This window comes from Dysosmobacter sp. (assembly GCF_052306735.1).
Classification (GTDB): Bacteria; Bacillota; Clostridia; order Oscillospirales; family Oscillospiraceae; genus Oscillibacter.
Genome location: NZ_DAWBAJ010000021.1, coordinates 16,263 through 34,909 on the forward strand (window position 1 = coordinate 16,263; position 18,647 = coordinate 34,909).

Annotated in this window: 15 protein-coding genes, 1 pseudogene and 1 other annotated feature; of the genes and pseudogenes, 3 read left to right on the forward strand and 13 right to left on the reverse strand. The window is 63.0% G+C overall.

Annotated elements, in window-relative coordinates; translation table 11 throughout:
* Nucleotide 1: 1 nt before the first annotated feature.
* From mutS to ACT67G_RS07125, 13 genes are all read right to left on the reverse strand, one after another.
* A complete protein-coding gene (gene mutS / locus ACT67G_RS07065) occupies nt 2–2,623 on the reverse strand; it encodes a DNA mismatch repair protein MutS (protein WP_443663743.1) in 2,622 nt (873 codons plus the stop codon).
* 36 nt (nt 2,624–2,659) lie between these two features.
* A complete protein-coding gene (locus ACT67G_RS07070) occupies nt 2,660–3,505 on the reverse strand; it encodes an MBL fold metallo-hydrolase (RefSeq protein ID WP_443663745.1) in 846 nt (281 codons plus the stop codon).
* 622 nt (nt 3,506–4,127) lie between these two features.
* Nucleotides 4,128–5,540, reverse strand: a complete 1,413-nt coding sequence (miaB, locus tag ACT67G_RS07075; protein ID WP_443663747.1) for a tRNA (N6-isopentenyl adenosine(37)-C2)-methylthiotransferase MiaB — start codon at nt 5,538–5,540, stop codon at nt 4,128–4,130.
* A 106-nt stretch (nt 5,541–5,646) separates the two neighbouring features.
* Nucleotides 5,647–6,564: an RluA family pseudouridine synthase gene (locus tag ACT67G_RS07080; protein ID WP_443663748.1), complete on the reverse strand. Its 918-nt coding sequence runs from the start codon at nt 6,562–6,564 to the stop codon at nt 5,647–5,649.
* On the reverse strand, nt 6,533–7,069 hold the full coding sequence (gene lspA / locus ACT67G_RS07085) for a signal peptidase II (protein ID WP_325246973.1): 537 nt from the start codon (nt 7,067–7,069) through the stop codon (nt 6,533–6,535). The genes ACT67G_RS07080 and lspA overlap by 32 nt, the downstream gene beginning before the upstream one ends.
* A gap of 21 nt (nt 7,070–7,090) precedes the next feature.
* On the reverse strand, nt 7,091–7,468 hold the full coding sequence (locus ACT67G_RS07090; RefSeq protein ID WP_443663750.1) for a hypothetical protein: 378 nt from the start codon (nt 7,466–7,468) through the stop codon (nt 7,091–7,093).
* Nucleotides 7,444–8,163 (reverse strand): acyltransferase, encoded by a 720-nt coding sequence (locus tag ACT67G_RS07095; protein WP_443663752.1) that lies wholly within the window; start codon nt 8,161–8,163, stop codon nt 7,444–7,446. Before ACT67G_RS07095 ends, ACT67G_RS07090 begins: the two co-directional genes overlap by 25 nt.
* Before the next feature lie 158 nt (nt 8,164–8,321).
* Nucleotides 8,322–11,135 (reverse strand): isoleucine--tRNA ligase, encoded by a 2,814-nt coding sequence (gene ileS / locus ACT67G_RS07100; RefSeq protein ID WP_443663754.1) that lies wholly within the window; start codon nt 11,133–11,135, stop codon nt 8,322–8,324.
* A 63-nt stretch (nt 11,136–11,198) separates the two neighbouring features.
* Nucleotides 11,199–11,450 (reverse strand) — a binding site (T-box leader).
* A 170-nt stretch (nt 11,451–11,620) separates the two neighbouring features.
* Complete coding sequence (locus ACT67G_RS07105) at nt 11,621–11,791, reverse strand: hypothetical protein (protein ID WP_325247992.1); 171 nt, start codon at nt 11,789–11,791, stop codon at nt 11,621–11,623.
* 116 nt (nt 11,792–11,907) lie between these two features.
* Entirely contained in the window at nt 11,908–12,576 is a 669-nt protein-coding gene (locus ACT67G_RS07110) for a peptidoglycan recognition protein family protein (RefSeq protein ID WP_443663756.1), read from the reverse strand.
* Nucleotides 12,573–14,615 carry an ABC transporter permease gene (locus tag ACT67G_RS07115; protein WP_443663758.1) on the reverse strand — a complete coding sequence of 681 codons (2,043 nt, stop codon included), beginning with the start codon at nt 14,613–14,615 and terminating at the stop codon, nt 12,573–12,575. The genes ACT67G_RS07110 and ACT67G_RS07115 overlap by 4 nt, the downstream gene beginning before the upstream one ends.
* The gene (locus ACT67G_RS07120) at nt 14,590–15,489 is read right to left on the reverse strand and encodes an ABC transporter ATP-binding protein (protein WP_443663760.1); all 900 of its coding nucleotides are present in this window, start codon (nt 15,487–15,489) and stop codon (nt 14,590–14,592) included. Before ACT67G_RS07120 ends, ACT67G_RS07115 begins: the two co-directional genes overlap by 26 nt.
* Nucleotides 15,486–15,845, reverse strand: a complete 360-nt coding sequence (locus tag ACT67G_RS07125) for a GntR family transcriptional regulator (RefSeq protein ID WP_443663762.1) — start codon at nt 15,843–15,845, stop codon at nt 15,486–15,488. Before ACT67G_RS07125 ends, ACT67G_RS07120 begins: the two co-directional genes overlap by 4 nt.
* Nucleotides 15,846–16,018: 173 nt before the next feature.
* Between ACT67G_RS07125 and ACT67G_RS07130 the strand changes: the two genes are divergently transcribed.
* From ACT67G_RS07130 to ACT67G_RS07140, 3 genes and pseudogenes are all read left to right on the forward strand, one after another.
* Nucleotides 16,019–17,686 (forward strand): spermidine synthase, encoded by a 1,668-nt coding sequence (locus ACT67G_RS07130; protein WP_443663764.1) that lies wholly within the window; start codon nt 16,019–16,021, stop codon nt 17,684–17,686.
* A 204-nt stretch (nt 17,687–17,890) separates the two neighbouring features.
* The gene (rpsO, locus tag ACT67G_RS07135) at nt 17,891–18,157 is read left to right on the forward strand and encodes a 30S ribosomal protein S15 (protein ID WP_325245901.1); all 267 of its coding nucleotides are present in this window, start codon (nt 17,891–17,893) and stop codon (nt 18,155–18,157) included.
* Between the two features lie 173 nt (nt 18,158–18,330).
* Nucleotides 18,331–18,647 (forward strand): annotated as a pseudogene (locus tag ACT67G_RS07140) (polyribonucleotide nucleotidyltransferase); the annotation flags it as partial.

The window sequence follows — 18,647 nt, forward strand, 5'->3', positions numbered from 1 at the left end:
CTCAGCGCAGCTTCTGCTTGAGCTCGTACAAAAGGCTCATGGCCTCGATGGGCGTCAGGGTGTCCGGCTGGCAGCGGCGCAGGGCGTCCAGCACCTCTCCCTCCGCCATGGCGTCCAGGGAGACCTGCTCCTTGTCCTGCCGGGGGGCGACGTACTGCACGCCGTTTTCCGCCTCCAGCTCCGTGAGAATCTCCCGGGCCCGGGCAAGCACCCGGTCGGGAAGCCCCGCCAGCTTCGCCACCTCGATGCCGTAGCTGCGGTCGGCGCCGCCGGGGAGGATCTTGCGCAAAAATACGATGTCCTCCCCCCGGGTCTTGACGGCGATGTTGTAGTTCACCACCCCGGGGAGGCTCCCCTCCAGCTCTGTGAGCTCGTGGTAGTGGGTGGCGAAGAGGGTCTTGGCTCCCAGCATCTTCCGGTCGGCGCAGTACTCCAGCACCGCCCGGGCGATGGACATGCCGTCAAAGGTGGAGGTGCCCCGGCCGATCTCGTCCAGAATCAGCAGGGAGCGGCGGGTGGCCTGGCGGAGGATGTCCGCCACTTCCGTCATCTCCACCATGAAGGTGGACTGTCCGGCGGAGAGGTCGTCGCTGGCGCCGATGCGGGTGAAGATCCGGTCCACCACACCGATATGGGCGGATTTGGCGGGGACGAAGGAGCCCACCTGGGCCATGAGGACGATGAGGGCCACCTGGCGCATATAGGTGGATTTGCCCGCCATGTTGGGACCGGTGATGATGGCCACCCGGTCCTCCTTGGCCCCCATAAAGGTGTCGTTGGGGACGAAAAGGCTGTCCTTGAGCATCTGCTCCACCACCGGGTGGCGGCCGTCGTGGATCTCGATCACGTCGCTCTCGTCCAGGTCCGGGCGGCAGTAGTTGTTCTTCTCCGCCACCTGGGCAAAGGAGGTGAGGACGTCCAGCTCCGCCACCGCGGCGGCGGCGGACTGCACCCGGCGCACCTGGGCGGAGACCTTCTGGCGCAAGTCGCAGAAGATCTGATACTCCAGGGCCGCCAGGCGGTCATTGGCGGTGAGGACGGTGTGCTCCAAGTCCTTGAGCTCCTGGGTGATGTAGCGCTCGCAGTTGGCCAGGGTCTGCTTGCGGATGTACGTCTCCGGCACCTGGTCGTAGTAGCTCTTGCTGACTTCGATGTAATATCCGAAGACCTTGTTGTAGCCCACTTTCAGGCTCTTGATGCCGGTTTTCTCCTTCTCCCGGGCCTCGATGTCGGCGATGAAGCCCTTGCCGCCGTGGAGGATGCCCCGCAGGCGGTCCACTTCTTCGTCATAGCCGTCCCGGATGAAGCCCGCCTCCCGGATGGTGAAGGGGGGCTCGTCGCAGATGGCGGCGGCAATGGTCTCCCGCAGCTCGGGAAGGTCGTCCAGCCCCGCCGTCAGGGCGGCAAGCTGGCGGCCCGGCAGGTTTTTGACCTGCTCCCGCAGCTCCGGCAGGACGCCCAGGCCCTCCCCCAGGGCTTTCAAATCCCGGGCGTTGGCGCTGCCGTACACCACCCGGCCCATGAGCCGCTCCAGGTCCGGTACGGACCGCAGGGACAACGAGATCTCCTCCCGGGCCACGGTGTCGTCCACCAGGGCGGCCACAGCCTCCTGCCGGGCGGCAATGGCCACCGGGGACTTCAAAGGCTGCTCCAGCCAGGCGCGGATGAGGCGGTGGCCCATGGCGGTGCGGGTCTTGTCCAGCACCCACAAAAGGGATCCCTTCTTCTCCTTGCCCCGGAGGGTCTCGGTGAGCTCCAGGTTCCGCCGGGCGGTGAGGTCCAGCTCCATGTACTCGCCGCCGCCCTCCCGGTCCACCACCAGGGGGCCCAGGTGGCCAAGGTCGGTTTTCTGGGTCTTTTGCAGGTAGGCCGTGAGAGCCCCCGCCGCCCGGTAGCACAACAGGGTTTCCCGGGAAAGGTCCGGGGCAAAGGTCTCCTGGTCATAGAGGCCGCAGGCGTGGAGGGCGGCCGCCGCCGCCTCTGGGGCAAAGTCCGCCTCGCTGCCCCGCTCGCAGCGGCACTCCAGCTTGTCTTTCAAAAAGTCCGTCAGGGCCTGCTCCTCCCAGGCGCTCTGGGAGAGAAGGGCCTCCCTGGGGCCGAAGGCGCTCAGGCGGTTCAAAAGATGGGTGAGGTAACCCTTGCCGGAAAAGGGCACGGTGACGAACTCTCCCGTGGAGATGTCGCACCGGGCCAGAGCGGCACCGCTGCCATCCATGCAGACGGCGCAGATGAAATTGTTCCGGCTCTCGTCCAGCATGGAGCTCTCAATCAGGGTGCCGGGGGTCACCACCCGGATGATGTCCCGCTTCACCAGCCCCTTGGCGGTGGCGGGATCCTCCATCTGCTCGCAGATGGCCACCTTGTAGCCCTTGGCGATGAGCCGGGCGATGTAGGATTCGCTGGCGTGGTAGGGCACGCCGCACATGGGGACCCGCTCCTCCTCGGGCTTGGCGTGCTTGCCGTGGTCCCGGGAGGTGAGGGTCAGGTCCAGTTCCTTGGAGGCAAGCTTTGCGTCGTCCGCGAACATCTCGTAGAAGTCGCCCAGCCGGAAAAACAAAATGGAGTCCGGATTTTCCCGCTTGATCTCCAGGTACTGCTTCATCATGGGGGTCAGTTCCGCCAAAGGGGTTCACCTCGTTGTCTTTCTAAGTTCGTCGTATCAGATCTCCGCCACACTGCCGCCGGTGAGGGGCCGCAGCCGCTCACCCAGAATGGCGGAAAGGCGCTCATAGGCGTAGGCGCCGGTGCAGTGGCCGGTGTAGTATACGGTCTTGCCGGGAAGCAGGGCTTTGCCTGTTGCATCGATGAGGGCGTCCGCCGTCGGGTCGCCCTGCCGCAGCTCAAAGAGGTGGAACCCGCCGAAAAGGGCGTCCGGGTCCTCCCCCAAATACGCCTTAGCGGCGGCGAGGATGTTCACCACGCCCCGGTGGGCGCAGCCCGCCACCACCGCCGTCTTTCCCGCCGCCCGGATCAAAAGATCCTGCTCGTGACGGAAGGGGTCCAGAGGATAGTCCTCCCCCACCTGCTCCCGCAGTCCGGCGCTGGCGGACATGGCGTCAAACACCGCCGGGGGCTCGGAGAAAAGGGTCAGCTCGTCGTCGATGACCGTCTCCCCCTCCGTGAGGACAAAGCGGTCCCGGAAGTCCTCCAGTCCCCGGGGCAGGCCGATGTACCGAGGGGCCCGGCCCTCCTCCAGGGCGTAATAGGCCCGGAAGGCGTCTTTGTGGATGTACACGGGAGCGTGGGCATTCACACGGCAAAAGGCCGCCAGGCCGCCCCCGTGGTCATAGTGTCCGTGGGAGAGGATGGCCAAGTCCACCGCCGCGAGATCCACGCCCAGGGCTTCGGCATTGGCAATAAAATCCTCATTGGGGCCCATGTCGAAGAGGATCTTGCGGCGGGGCGTCCCGATATACAGACTCAGCCCGTGGGCGGCGCAGAGCCCGGCCCGGCAGGCGGTATTTTCCAAAAGCGTGGTAACACGAATGGTACTCGCTGCTTCCATAGGTCCTCTCCTCTCTCAGGGGATCCACCCCCCTGTTCTTTTTAAAACCAAAAAGACTGGGCCCGCAGGCCCGTGTCGGAGCCAACCGCCGCAAAGCGGCGGCTCTTAGGCGGAGACAAATCGCCGTGGACGGTGAAAAGAAAACATGTTTTCCGCCGCAAGGCTCCGCCCTGCGGCGCATACGGGGGTCTCCTCAGACACTCCGGAGAAAAGGCAAAAGCTCTCTGCCGAGTGCGCCGGAACCCATAGCCGCGAAAGGCCCTGCGCCCGCAATCGGCAGTCCCTGTCTCGTTGGGGTGTTGATCGGATGGAATTGCTGCTTTTTCCGCTGCCGCTCCCCGGTGGTTTCAGAAAACTGCAGCGCCTAGCAAAGCGGAAGGCGCGGAAAGAGAAGCAGGTCACATTCGGCGACTGCCGGAACTTCCGACGCAGTTTTCATGCGGGAACAAGGAACGGAAAGCAAAATGTCCGGCGCACTTGGCAGAAATGTTGGGTCTTCCTCAGCAGCGTCTGAGAAGGCCCAAGCGCCTTTTCTTTTGGACCGTCCACGGCCCGTTTTCTTTTTCAAAAAGAAAATGGGGGGTGGAACCTTCCAGGGGGACCATCCGGGACCCGGAACTCCTTAGATCGCCTCGCCGTACAGCGCCCAGGTGTTGCTGCCGGTGATCTTCACGTCCACGAACTTGCCCATGAGGGACTTGTCCCCCTTGAGGCGCACCAGGCGGTTGCCCTCCGTGCGGGAGGCCAGGGGGAATGCGGGGTCGTCGCTCTCCCCGTCCACCAGCACCCGGACGGTCTCCCCCACATAGGCAGCGTGGAGCCTCGCGGACATGGCGTTCTGGACCTCCAGGAGCTTGTCGAACCACTTCTGCTTTTCCTCCCGGGTGGCGGGGTCCGGCATGGCCGCCGCCTTGGTGCCCGGGCGGGGGGAATAGATAAAGGTAAAGAGGGCGTCGAAGCCCACCTCCTCCACCAGGGAAACGGTGTCCATGGCCTCCGCCTCCGTCTCCCCGGGGAAGCCGATGATGATGTCGGAAGTCAGCACCAGACCGGGCATCACGGACTTGGCGTAGCGCACCAGATCCAGGTACTGTTCCCGGGTGTAGCGGCGGTTCATCTCATGGAGCACCCGGTTGTTGCCGGACTGCACGGGAAGGTGCAGCTGCTTGGCAACGTGGGGGCTTTTCGCCATCACGTCAAAGAGGCGGTAGGTGGCGTCCTTGGGATGGCTGGACATGAAGCGGATGAGATACTCCCCGGGGATCTTGTCGATATCCTCCAGCAGGTCCGGGAAGTGATAGCCAATCCCTAAGTCGTTGCCGTAGGAGTTGACGTTCTGCCCCAGGAGGGTGATGTCCTTGTATCCGGCCTCCACCAGCTCCCGGACCTCCGCGAGGACCGCCTGGGGATCCCGTGACCGCTCCCGGCCCCGGACGTAGGGCACGATGCAGTAGGAGCAGAAATTGTTGCACCCGTACATGATGGAGACCCAGGCCTTGACGCCCTTCTCCCGCACCACAGGGATGCCCTCGGCGATGGTGCCGTGCTCGTCCTGGACGGAGAAGACCCGCTTGTGAGTCTCATACACCTGCCAGAGGAGCTCCGGGAACTTCCACAGCGCCTGGGGGCCGAACACCAGATCCACATGGCGGTAGGATTCCTTAATGCGCTTACTGACCCGCTCCTCCTGGGCCATGCAGCCGCACAGGCAGATGACCTGCTCGGGATTCTCCTTTTTGGTGTGGGTCAGGATGCCCAGGTTACCGAAGACCCGCTGCTCGGCGTGCTCCCGGATGGCGCAGGTGTTGAGGATGACGAGATCCGCCTCCTTGGGCTCGTCGGTGAGGGTGAAGCCGCACTCTTGCAGCATGCCCATGAGCTTTTGCCCGTCGGCCACATTCTGCTGGCAGCCGAAGGTGTCCACGCAGGCCCGGGGATGGGCCTGGCGAGATGCAAACATGCTGCGGATCTTCTCCTGAAAGCCCCGCTGGCGGGCGAGATCCTCCGCCGGGATCAGTACGTCTTTGCGTTCCAAAATCGTTCCTCCAAGTTCAGATACTTTAACTAAAGTATCATAGCACACAAGAAAACAAAGGGCAAGCGACAAAAAAGCGGAAAGGAGGCCTCCTTTCCGCTTCCATTTATGCCTTTGCCGCCAGCTTCCGCAGCACCTCCCGGAACTCCTCCGGCAGCGGGCAGGAACACTCCACCACTTCCCCCGTCCGGGGATGGATGAAGCGCAGGCCCACCGCGTGGAGGCACTGGCCCTGGAGGCCGGGGACTGCCCTTTTGGCTCCGTACACCGTGTCCCCCAGGATGGGGTGGCCGATATGGGCCATGTGGACCCGGATCTGGTGGGTGCGCCCCGTCTCCAGGCGGCAGCGCACATGGGTGTAGCCCGGGTACCGGGCGATAACCTCCCAGTGGGTGACGGCCGGGCGGCCGTTTGCCACCACCGCCATTTTCTTGCGGTCCACCGGGTGGCGGCCGATGGGGGCGTCCACGGTGCCGCTGTCGGCTTTCAGGTTCCCCACCACCACGCACTCGTAGGTCCGGGCCAGGGAGTGGTCCTGGAGCTGGGCGGAGAGCTTCTGATGGGCATAGTCGTTTTTGGCCGCGATGATGAGGCCGGAGGTATCCCGGTCGATGCGGTGGACGATGCCCGGCCGCAGGGCCCCGCCGATGCCGGAGAGGGAGCCGGCGCAGTGGTAAAGGAGAGCGTTGACCAGCGTCCCGTCCGGGTGGCCGGGTGCCGGGTGCACCACCAGGCCCTTGGGCTTGTTCACCACGATGACGTCCGCGTCCTCATACACCACATCCAACGGGATGTCCTGGGCCACGGCGTCCATGGGCTCCGGGTCCGGCAGCACCACAGCGATGGTCTCCCCGCCGGTGAGGCGGTAGTTCTTGGCCAGAGGCTTTCCCTCCCGGGTGACGCTGCCCCCGGCGCACAGCTTGGCGGCGGCGGAGCGGGTCACGTCCTCCAACTGCTCCGCCAGGAAGGCGTCCAGCCGTTCCCCGGCGTTTTCAGGATTGACTTGCAGCGTCCGGATTTCCATGGGAGATCCCCTTTTTGTCGTATTTTTCGTAGAACCACAGGTAGTACACGGCTCCCAGCACCGCTCCGCCCACGATGCAGATATCCGCCACGTTGAACACGGGATAGGAGGGCCAGAAGGTCAAGTGGAACATGTCCACCACATACCCCAGCCGCACCCGGTCGAGGATGTTGCCAAGGCCCCCGGAGATGATGAGGCATCCGGCGGCCACGCCCAGGGGATGCCGGACTACCCGGCGGAGCAAGGCCCAGGCCACCGCCAGCACGATGAGGGACGTGACGGCGATCAGCAGCCAGCGCATCCCGGAAAAGCTGGACCAGGCGGCCCCGTAGTTGTGGACTCTCGTCAGCTCCACCACCCCGGGGATCAGGGCCTTTGCCGGGTCGGCGGTGGCATAGAGCACATCGGGGGCGGGGGCGGCGAAATGGCTCACCGTCCACCCCTTCACCCACTGGTCCAGTCCCAGGGTTCCCAGCCCCAGCAGGGCACAGAGGAAATATTTCATGTATGTTCTCCTTATTATTCGTCAGATCAGCCAGCGGTTCACCACGGGAATGCGCCGCAGGATGAGCCACACCCCCAAGGACACCGCGAACACCGCCGCCGTCAGGGCCGGCACCGCCCACACCGGAGAATACGCTCCGGCGGAAAAGCCCCGGCTCACCAGCTCCTCCAAAAAGAACAGGTGCACCAGATACACGCAGAAAGACGCCTGGGAGACGGTTTTGCTCCACCGGGGCCCTGCCCCGCCGGAAAACCGGCTGACACACCAGCCGTACAATCCCGCCGCCTCCAGGCACACGCCGGGGGCATTGCCCTGGAGGAAGCCCAGATACAGCTGCCCCCGCAGGAGGGACAGTCCCCATGTGCCGCCAAAGGTCACCGCCAGGCCTGCAAGGTACATCCAGGCAAAGATCCGGGGCGGAAGCGGGGCGCCTCCTCCGTCAGCGCACGGCCCAGCAGGCTGTATCCCACGGCACCCCAGGTGACATTGATGGGATACTGGGCGGGGATCCCCCCCACCTGGGACAGGGGCCAGAAGGCCCAAAGCACCGGAAGGACACACTCCAGCACAAACCACACGCCCAGGGCATAGTTTCTCAGCTTCCGGTCCGCCCGGGCGGCAAAGAGCCGGGTGATGGGCAGCAGGGCGTACACCAGCAGGATGATGTGCAGGTAATAGAGATGGGTCTTGTGACGCCAGAAGAGCAGATTCTCCCCCCACATCCGCAGGCCCTCCGCCTCCACCACCCCGGTGCGCAGCCAGGTGAGGAATACCGGCCAGGCACCGTAGGCCGCCGCCCAGAAAAAGAGGGCCGCAGCGATGCGGGGAATGTAATGCGTCCAGACCCGGCGGACGGTGACGTTCTTTTCCGGATCCAGCAGCAGTGCGCCGGAGCACAGGAAAAACACCGGCACAGCGCACCGCAGTACGCTGCCCCAGAACAGGGCCCACACCCAGTTGGCGCTCCCGGTCTCCCAGGCAAAGCCCCCCATGGCGGAGGCGTGAATCAAAATGGTGCCGAAAATCGCCGCGGTCTTGGCGGCATCCACCGGGGCGCTGCGGTTCCCCACAGCCGGGGCCGTCGGTACAATCATATGGGTTCCTTTCTCTCCCGGCGGGTTTCTCCGGAACCGCTTTGCTCCGGAGAAACACCGCTTTCGTCACAGTGTACACGCCTTTGCCCCAAAATGCAACCGCAGGAAAAGGAAGTCCGCCTCCGGCATGGCGCCGGAGGCGGACTGGGAAAACGCGCTTAGAACTGGGGGAGATTGCGCACCACGGCGGCGCAGCGGGCGCACAGGGTGGGGTGGTCGGCATCGTCGCCCACGGTGGCGGACTGCATCCAGCAGCGCTCGCACTTGGCGCCGGTGGCCTCCCGCACCTCCACGGTGAGGCCCGGGAAGGCGGTGCCCTGACCCACCACGGAGTCTGCGGCGGGGTCGGCGTTGGAAATGGAGCACTCGGAGACGATGAACAGCTCCGCCAGGTTCAGCCCCGCCACGCGCATGAGCACCTTGGCGGTCTCGTCGTCGGCGGCGTGGAGGGCAACATGGGCCTCCAGGGCCTTGCCGATCTTCTTCTGGGCCCGGGCGGTCTCCAGCACGGCGTTGACGTCGTCCCGGAGCTTCTCCACCAGCGCCCACTTCTCCATGGCGTCCTCCGGGAGGGCGTAGTCGGTGAAGGGCTGGTTCATGTCGTTGAAGACCACGTTGCGGCTATCGTCGCTGCTGCGGTGGGCCATGGACTGCCAGATCTCATCGCAGGTATAGGCCAGGATGGGGGCCATGATCTTGGTCATGGTGTCCAGGATCAGGAACAGGGCCGTCTGGGCGCTGCGGCGCTTGCGGCCGTCGGGCTCCTCGCAGTAGAGGCGGTCCTTGATGATATCCAGGTAGAAGTTGGACATATCCACCACGCAGAAGTCGTTGACGGCGTGGGTCACCACCAGGAACTCATAGTCGTCATAGGCCTTGAAGCAGCGGGTGATGAGGGCGTTCAGGCGGGTGATGGCCCAGCGGTCCAGCTCCTCCATGTCCTCCGGGGAGACCATCTGGTCGGGGTCGAAGCCGTCCAGGTTGCCCAGGCAGTAGCGGGCGGTGTTGCGGAACTTCAGGTAGTTCTGGCTCAGCTGCTTGAAGATGGCGTCGGAGCAGCGGACGTCGGCGTGGTAGTCGGCGCTGGCGGCCCAAAGGCGCAGCAGGTCCGCGCCGTACTTGTCCATGATCTCATAGGGGTCCATGCCGTTGCCCAGGGACTTGTGCATGGCCTTGCCCTCGCCGTCCACGGTCCAGCCGTGGGTGACGCACTCCTTGAAGGGCGCGCCCTTGCCGAAGGCGCCCACGGCAGTGAGCAGCGCGGACTGGAACCAGCCGCGGTACTGATCCAGGCCCTCCAGGTACATGGTGGCGGGCCAGAAGCCCTGGTCCTTCTTCATGGCGGCGAAGTGGGTGGAGCCGGAGTCGAACCAGCCGTCCAGGGTGTCCTCCTCCTTGGTGAAGCCGGACTTGGAGCCGCAGTGGGGGCAGGTGAAGCCCTCCGGCAGGATCTCCTCCGCCTCCTTGGCGAACCAGGCGTTGGAGCCCTCCTTGGCAAAGAGGTCGGAGATGGCGGCGATGGTCTCGTCGGTGCAGATGGGCTTGCCGCAGTCCTTGCAGTAGACCACGGGGATGGGCAGGCCCCAGCGGCGCTGACGGCTGATGCACCAGTCGCTGCGCTCCCGGACCATGGCCTTCATGCGGTCCTTGCCCCACTCGGGCACCCAGCGCACATCGTCGCAGGCGGCGCAGGCCTCATCCTTGAAGGCCTCCACGGAGCAGAACCACTGGGGGGTGGCACGGAAGATGATGGGGCCCTTGCAGCGCCAGCAGTGGGGATAGGAGTGGACGATGTCCTCGCTGGCGAAGAGCATGCCGCTCTCCTTCATGTCATTGAGAATGACGGGGTTAGACTCGTCGGTCTTCATGCCGGCGTACTTGCCGGCGTAGTCGGTGTGGCGGCCCTGGTCGTCCACGGGCACCACCATGTCCATGCCGTAGCGCTTGCAGGTCTCATAGTCGTCTGCGCCGAAGCCGGGGGCGGTGTGGACGCAGCCGGTACCGGAGTCCATGGTGACGTACTCCGCCAGCAGCAGGCGGCTCGTCTTGGGCAGGAAGGGATGGTCCGCCAGCATGTTCTCGAAGAAGTCGCCGGTGTGGGTCTCGGCGATCTCCCAGGTGTCGAAGCCGCCCAGAGGCATGACCTTGTCCACCAGGGCCTCGGCCATGATATAGACTTCGCCGTTGGGGGCCTTTACCAGGGCGTAGTTCTCCCGGGGATGCAGGGAGATGCCCAGGTTGCCGGGCAGGGTCCAGATGGTGGTGGTCCAGATCACGAAGAAGAGCTTGCTCTTGTCATAGCCGGGGAGCTTGCCCAGATCGTCGTGCATGGGGAACTTCACATACACGGTGGTGCAGGGATCGTCCTGATACTCGATCTCCGCCTCCGCCAGGGCGGTCTCATCCTTGGGGCACCAGTACACGGGCTTGAGGCCCTTGTAGATATAGCCCTTCTTGTACATCTCACCGAAGACCTTGACCTCCTCGGCCTCGAAGCCGGGGTTCATGGTGCAGTAGGGATGCTCCCAGTCGCCCAGAACGCCCATGCGCTGGAAGCCCTCGCTCTGGACGTCCATATAGTGCTGGGCGAAGTCGTGGCAGGCGGAGCGGAAATCGGGGATGCTCATGGCCTTGTGGTTGAGCTTGTTCTGCTTGATGATGGCGGACTCGATGGGCATGCCGTGGTTATCCCAGCCGGGGATATAGGGGGTGTAGTAGCCCCGCATGGCGTAGGACCGGGTGATGAAGTCCTTGATGGCTTTGTTGAGGGCATGGCCCATGTGCAGCGCGCCGTTGGAGAACGGAGGGCCGTCGTGGAGGTTGAAGAGGGGCTTGCCCTCGTTCTTCTTCAAAAGCTCTCCGTACACGTCCTGCTCCTGCCAGCGGCGGAGCATCTCCGGCTCCCGCTTGGGCAGACCCGCCCGCATGGGGAAGTCGGTCTTGGGCAGATTGATGGTCTTGTTGTAGTCCATATCCGCGATCTCCTTTATCTGTCAAAATTGGAATAGCAAATATAAAAAACGCCTTGTCTCTTTTCAAGAGACAAAGCGTTTGCAAACACTCTGCGGTACCACTCTCGGTTGCCGTCCCCTTACGGGACACGGCCGCTCATTGCCCGCCGTCACGGGCCGACGGAATAACGCCCGTCACACGTCCACGCTTACTCGCGTCGTCTTTCAGCAGGAGGCTCCAAGGTGATTTTCTCCCCGCGTCCCCCTCCGCCTTGCACCAAACGGCGGCTCTCTTTGCGGTTTCGGGAGGATACTCGTCCTTTTCCACGCCAACTATTCGATTACCTGCCCATCCTATCACATTTTTCGGATTTGTCAACAGGATTTCCCGCCAAAGGCAGGAAAATTCCCGCGGGAAAACCGCCGTGCCTCCGCCGGCACTCCGGCAGATACCTCCCCCTCCTTCCCCCGGCGAAAAAAGGGCGCCTTTTCAGGCGTCCTTTTTGTCACTGATAGCGGAACTGCCGGCCTGTGTACTGGTCCACGCAGCTCAAAAACATTTCATGGTTCCGGAATTCCAGCAGCTGACAGTCCTCCATCTCGTGGAAGGAGACGATGCGCCGCTTGGTATCCACCCAGATGCGCCACAGGTTGCCCATGGCTGTCGTTTGTTCCATACCGGAGAACTCCCCTCTCTCAAGCTTGTGTGCCGGATTCCCGGCCGTTGAAAATTCCTCTTGTTATATAAGACGATACAGAAGTTGGTTTTGTTTCACCAAATGTGGAAAAATTTTTATTCCGCGGCCTGCTGAGCCTCCATTTCCGCCTCCACATCCTGCAAAAAGGCCTCCCAGGCCTCCGGATTTTCCACATAATACAGGGGGCACAGCTTGCCGGAGACGTCGTAGTGGCGGATGACGTCCTTGGCCGGATCCAGATGGAAGGTGGTGCACAGCCAGGCCGTGAGCTCCACCAGCCGGTCATAGGTGACGGCGGAAAACTCCCCCGTCTCGTCGGGGTGGCAGACCTCGATGGCCACCGTGTCGTCGTTGCGGGAGTTGGAGGCGTAGGCGATCTCCGTCAGGGGGATGCACTGGACCACCTCTCCCTCCAGTCCCACAATGAAGTGACTGGAGGCGTAAATGCCGTCGGTCCCCTGCGCCAAGGACTCGAAGTAATTGCGGTTGGCCTGGGCGGAGGTGCCGGGATTGCCTACGTAGTGGATCACCACACCATTGATTTTCTCCAGGGGCGTACCGGGACGGGAGAACTCGTTGACGGTGAGATAGTCCTTTTCCACATAGTCCGGCACGGGGATATCCTCCCCGGGAAGGCCCCGGGAGGCCAGCACCCCCACCACCGCCAGAACCAAAACACCCAGCACCGCCAACAGCACCAGCTGTCCCCTGCCGGGGCCCCGCCGCCGGCAGCAGCGGCGGGGATGGTATGTCTGTGTGATCATTTCCGGGCCGCCCCCAGCGTCACCAGGGTGCCGGCGGGAGCGCCGGAGAAATTCAGGGTGCTCAGGGAGATGGCCTGCACTCTGGGAGTGTCGGAGGACGCGGCGGTATAGATCGCGGCGTCGTAGACCTCCGCGTTCTCATAGCCGTTCTCCATCCTGTCCCACTGGGCGTTGGTGATGAGATCCCGCTCCTGCACCAGGCCCAGTTCCAACAGGGTCTCCATGGTGTTGGTCATCTCCGGCCGGAGGGTGATATGGGCATAGTCGCCTTCATCACCGCCTCCTTGCGCGGGACGGGAGTAGTCGATCTCCAGCGTAATGTTGTAGGCACTGCCCCAGGTGTCGGAGAACCAGTCGGCACTGCCCCAGTTCCCTGCCCGGATGTCTTCCACCAGGGCATTGAGCACCATCTCCGCCTCCCGGCTGCTGCCGTCCATGTCGTTGCTCACCGCACCGTAGAGATAGAGGCCCTGGGCACTCCAGCCATCGGTGAGGGTGCCGGACGCATCCATGTGCAGCCGCAGATACTTCATGTCCGTGTTGTTTACCAGGGCGTCGATCCGGGCATCATAGGTGTCCGGCTGGGTCAGCCGTTCCCGGTCAATGGGCACACTGTACCAGCGGGAGAGTTCGGTACCGTCGGTGAGGGTGTAGGTATAGCGCACCGTGGTGGAAACACAGTTATTGTCCACCTCCACGGAATCCGCAGCGATCCTCCACTGCTGCTGCCAGTCCTGGATATACGCCCGGTCGGCGATCAGCGCGCGGTGCAGATCCAGCACCTGCTCCAGCAGTTCCTCCTGCCCGGCCGGGGTCATGGTATAGGTATTGGAATCCAGGCGCAGTTCCAGCGTCCGGATCTGGGAGAGCTCGGGCACCCGGCTCTCCACGCCCAGCACGTCAAAGCGAAGCCCCGCGCACACGATGGCCGCGGCCGCGGCCACCACCACCGGACCCCGCCAGCTGCCCCGGAACACCCGCAGGGACTTGGCCAGCAGCATGGAGGCGATGTAATAGCCGATGACGCCTGCCAGGAACATGCACGCCCCCAGCTTGGCAGCGCTCCAGGCGCTCCAGTCGTACCAGAAGAGGAAATAAAGCCCCTGGCCTCCTGCCAGAGCTGCCAAGGCAGCCACGCCGTAACGGAAAAAGGGCTTCATCCACTTGACCGCCACCACGTCTCCGGCGCACTCGCTGGCGCGGCGGCGGTAGAGGAGCCACGCAAACAAGAGCAGCACCACGCCTGCCAGGGCATAGGCTCCGATGGCCCAGGCATTCCCCAGCTTCACACTGGTGAGGACGCTGTCCGTCACCGTGCCGTGGGGCAGCGCTCGGGTCACCTCTTCCCAGGTATGCTCCACATGCAGGTGTTCGTTGAGCCAGTAAGTGGGAGAGAGCCACTCCACCACCCCGGTATAGGCGCCGGACACGCCGAACAGGCACAAATTGGCCAGGTTGGAGAGCAACATCTCCAGCGTCACCGCCAGGAAGTGGAACACGAAGTAGAAGGCGGGCATGGCAAAGGCGTTGCCCGTCAGGAAGGCGCACACCGTGGCGCTGGCAAAGTAGAACAGGGCCAGCCCCAGCGAACAGAGCACCGTCACCGCCAGGCCCACGGGGTCCAGCAGGCCGAAAGCCGCCGTCACGACGACGCACAGCGCCCCGCACACCACGAAGGGGATCAGCACCATCAAAAAGCCGGAGAGGAAATTGGTGACAAAGAGCCCCTTGCGGCTGATGGGCAGGGTGTGCATCAGCCCCACGCTGCGGGAATTGAACAGATAGCTCCAAACCGCCATGGCGCACACCACCGCGTATACCAGCAGCACCGGCGGAATCAGATAGGTAAGCACGGAGTAATAGCCCTCCGTGATGTACAGGGCATTCATGCTGGTCGTTCCCCGGTAGCGCATCAGCTCCACCGCCATCATGATGGGCGGCAGGGCCGCCAGGAAGGAGGCCATGACCCACAAGGGCCAGAACCGGGTGAGATTCTTGCGCAGCAGGGTTTTATTAAAGCACCAGGTCCTTGACCACATAGTGTTCACCTCCCAATTCGTAAATAAAGATCTCCTCCAAAGAAAGCGGCAGCGCCTCCAGCATCATGGGCTGGAATACGGACAGCGCCGTGGACACGGCGGCGGCATTGCCCCGGACAATGTAGGTATACACACGGCCCACATTGCTCACATGCAGCACATTCATCTCCGGCGGCAGGGCCGGGGGCTCCGGCGTGTTCCACACCACCTGGAGCTTGACGATGTTCTCCTGCAGGTCGCTGAGGCTGCGCTCCAGGAGCACCTTGCCCCGGTTCATGATGCCCACGTGGTCGCACACGTCCTCCAGCTCCCGGAGGTTGTGGGAGGAGACCAGCACCGTGGTGCCGTTTTCCGCCACGTCCCCCATCATGAGGCTCCACACCTGGCGGCGCATCACCGGATCCAGGCCGTCCACCGGCTCGTCCAGGATCAGGTACTTGGGCCGGCAGCTCATGGCCAGCCAGAAGGCCGCCTGCTTCTGCATGCCCTTGCTGAGCCGCCGCAGCATGGCCTTCTCCGGGATCTCGAAGACCTCCCGGAACTTCTCGTAGCGCTCCATGTCAAAGGTGGGATAAAATCCCCGGTAAAAGCGCATCATGTCCCGGAGGCTGGCGGAGGAGAAATAATACCAGTCGTCGGGAATCACCGCCAGCAGCGCTTTCTTGGCGGGATTTTCGTAAATGGGCTCCCCGTCCACCAGGATCTCGCCGCTGTCGGCCCGCAGGATCCCTGTCAGATGCCGGATGAGGGTGGACTTGCCCGCGCCGTTGGGGCCCACCAGCCCGTAAATGGCTCCGTCGGGGACGGTGATGGAGGCCCCGTCCAAAGCCGTAAAGCCGTCAAAGCGCTTGACGGCATCGGTTACCTGGATCATTTCCCTTCCTCCTTTACCAGCGCCATGAGCTCCTCCTGGGTGACCCCCAGGTACCGCAGCTCTGCCACCAGCTCCGCCGCCTGGTTCATCAGCTCCTGCCGGCGGGCCTTGTCCGCCCCGGCATTGGCGGAGGCAAAGCTCCCCTTGCCGGGTACCGAGTAAATGTACCCCTCCCCCTCCAGCTCGTTGTAGGCCCGCTGGATGGTGTTGGGATTGATGGCCAGCTGAGCCGCCAGCGCCCGGACGGAGGGCAGCTTTTCATCCGGTGCCATGGCCCCGGTGACGATCAGCTTGCGCAGTCCGTCCTTGATCTGCTCATAAATGGGGCAGGCGTCCCGGTAGTTCAGGCTGATCACGTCCTCACCTTCCTTCTTGCGGCAGATTCGCCGCAACTGTATTAACTGTACTAACACAGTTAGAATACCACCCCCTGACAGCACTGTCAAGGGGGGTGGGCGTCCAAAATCTGGCTTTTTGGAGGGGAGGATGGATTTTTCTTGACTTCTTCCCCGGCGGCAAGCATCATAGTATGGTAAGTTCTGCCCCGGCACTGGGGCCCGCCGTCCTCCAGGGCGGAGAAAGGAGCACCATGAGCACCCGTCCCATTCTGAAAAACAAGACGTTTTTATACATGACGGAGTTTTTCTCCGGCGTGGCGGTGATGGCGGTGGAGCTGGGTGCCAGCCGCCTGCTGGCCCCGTATTTCAGTTCCTCCCAGATCGTGTGGACCATCATCATCGGCACCATCATGATCGCCATGGCCCTGGGCAACCTCTACGGCGGCCGGGAGGCGGACAAGGACCCCAACCCCGACCGGCTCTACCGGCGGATCCTCATCTCCGCCGTGTGGATCGCCCTGATCCCGGTGGTAGGCAAGTATATTGTGCTGGGGGTTTCCGCAGCGCTGATCTTCACCGTCAGCACCAACTTTCTCATCATCGCCGCCTTTGCCGCCTGCATGGTGATCTTTGTCTTTCCGCTGTTCCTGCTGGGCACCGTCACCCCCTCCCTGGTGAAGTACGCCACGGACTCCCTGGACCACAACGGCCGCATCGTAGGGAATCTCGAGGCTTTCAACACCGTGGGCAGCATCCTGGGCACCTTCCTGCCCACCTTCGTCACGATTCCCGCGGTGGGCACCTCCGTGACCTTTTTGATTTTCTCCGGCATTTTGCTGATTTTGGGCCTTGTGTACTTCCTGAGCAGCAAGACCGGCCGCAGGCGCTGCGGCGCTGCCGCGGTGGCCTTTTTGCTGTGCGCCGTCCTGGGCCACACGGACTCCTTCGCCTTCTGGGAGCCGGACCTCCTTTATGAAGGAGAATCCATCTACAATTATTTGCAAGTAAAGGAGACGGAGGACTCCGTGATCCTCTCCACCAACGTGCTCTTCGGCGTCCAGTCCGTCAAGCAGAAGGACGGCGGCCTCACCGGCATGTACTACGACACGGCCCTGGCGGCGCCGCTGATGGCGGGCGTCACGGAAAAAGAGGACTTTTCCATGCTGATTTTGGGCATGGGCAGCGGTACCTACGCCACACAGTGCCGGGAGTATTTCGGTCCCGGCCCCGCCATCGAGGGCGTGGAGATCGACCAGGATATCACGGACCTGGCCCGGGAATACTTTGACCTGCCGGAGGATGTGACGGTGACCACCTACGACGGCCGGGCCTACCTCCAGGCCATGGACAAGCGCTACGACGTCATCATGGTGGACGCCTATCAGGACATCACCATCCCCTTCCAGATGTCCACCGTGGAGTTTTTCTCCCTGGTGGCGGACCACCTGACGGAGGACGGCGTCATGGTGGTGAACATGAACATGCACTCCGACGGGGAGGGCAGCATCAACGCCCACCTCTCCGACACCATCTCCTCCGTCTTTGAAAACGTCTATACCGCCGACGTGCCCCGCACCACCAACCGGGAGCTCTTCGCCTGGAACGGTGGGGACGCCCTGGAATCCCTGAAAAACGGTGCCGACGCCACGCCTCACGCTGACCTGCGGGAGATGATGGAGGATGTTTCGGAGCGCCTGACCCCCTATGAGGCCGGGGATCTGCTCCTCACCGACGACAAGGCCCCGGTGGAGCTTCTGGGCATGGACGTCATCGACACCCTCATTCAGGATGAGGTGGCCCTCTACCGTGACATCTATGAGGAGGAGGGCCTCTCCGGCGTCATCGACAGCCTTCTGTGACCCTTGGCAGGGAAAAATCCCTGCGCGGCGGCAAAAAAAGCCTTAAAAGCGCAGATTTTTCCCTTTACAACCGGGAAAAACTATGATATATTCGTACAGCACGCAAATCTGCGGGCAAAACCGCCCCGACGCTTCGTTCCGCGGACTTTCACCGGCCCGGAGCGCAGTGACGCGGGTAAGAATATCAGAAAGGTGGAACCATCCATGCTTCGTAAGGAACAGAAGACCGCTATCATCGACGCCAACCGCACCCACCCCACGGACACCGGCTCTCCCGAGGTCCAGATCGCCATTCTCACTGAGCGCATCAACCAGCTCACTGAGCACATGCGCAACAATCCTCAGGACAAGCACTCCAACCGTGGCCTGCTGCAGATGGTCGGTAAGCGCCGCAGCCTCCTGGACTACCTCCAGAAGAAGGACATCGAGCGCTATCGTGCCCTGATCGCCAAGCTGGGCATCCGGAAATAAATCGGCACTGCGGGTGACGGAGAGGAATCTCCGTCACCCGTTTGTACAAAAACCACCCTTTTTTCGCCGGGAGTGATGTCTTTTTGTGTTTGAAACTGTGCCCGAATCCCTTCTCGGACATGCTTTCAAATACGAAAAGCCGCTCCCGAGCACCTGTGCAAAGGAGATATGTTATGTCAACTATCATTACCAAGAGACAGTTCCCCAATTATCGTAAGTATGAGATGGAACTGGCGGGCCGTCCCCTGACCCTGGAAGTGGGCAAGCTGGCTGAGCTGGCCAACGCCGCCGTCATGGTGGGCTACGGCGACACCCGGGTCCTGGTGTGCGCCACCGCCTCCCCCCGTCCCCGGGACGGCATCGATTTCTTCCCCCTGAGCGTGGACTTTGAGGAGAAGCTCTACTCCGTGGGCCGCATCCCCGGCTCCTTCAACCGCCGGGAAGGCCGTCCCGGTGAGAAGGGCATCCTCACCAGCCGCGTCATCGACCG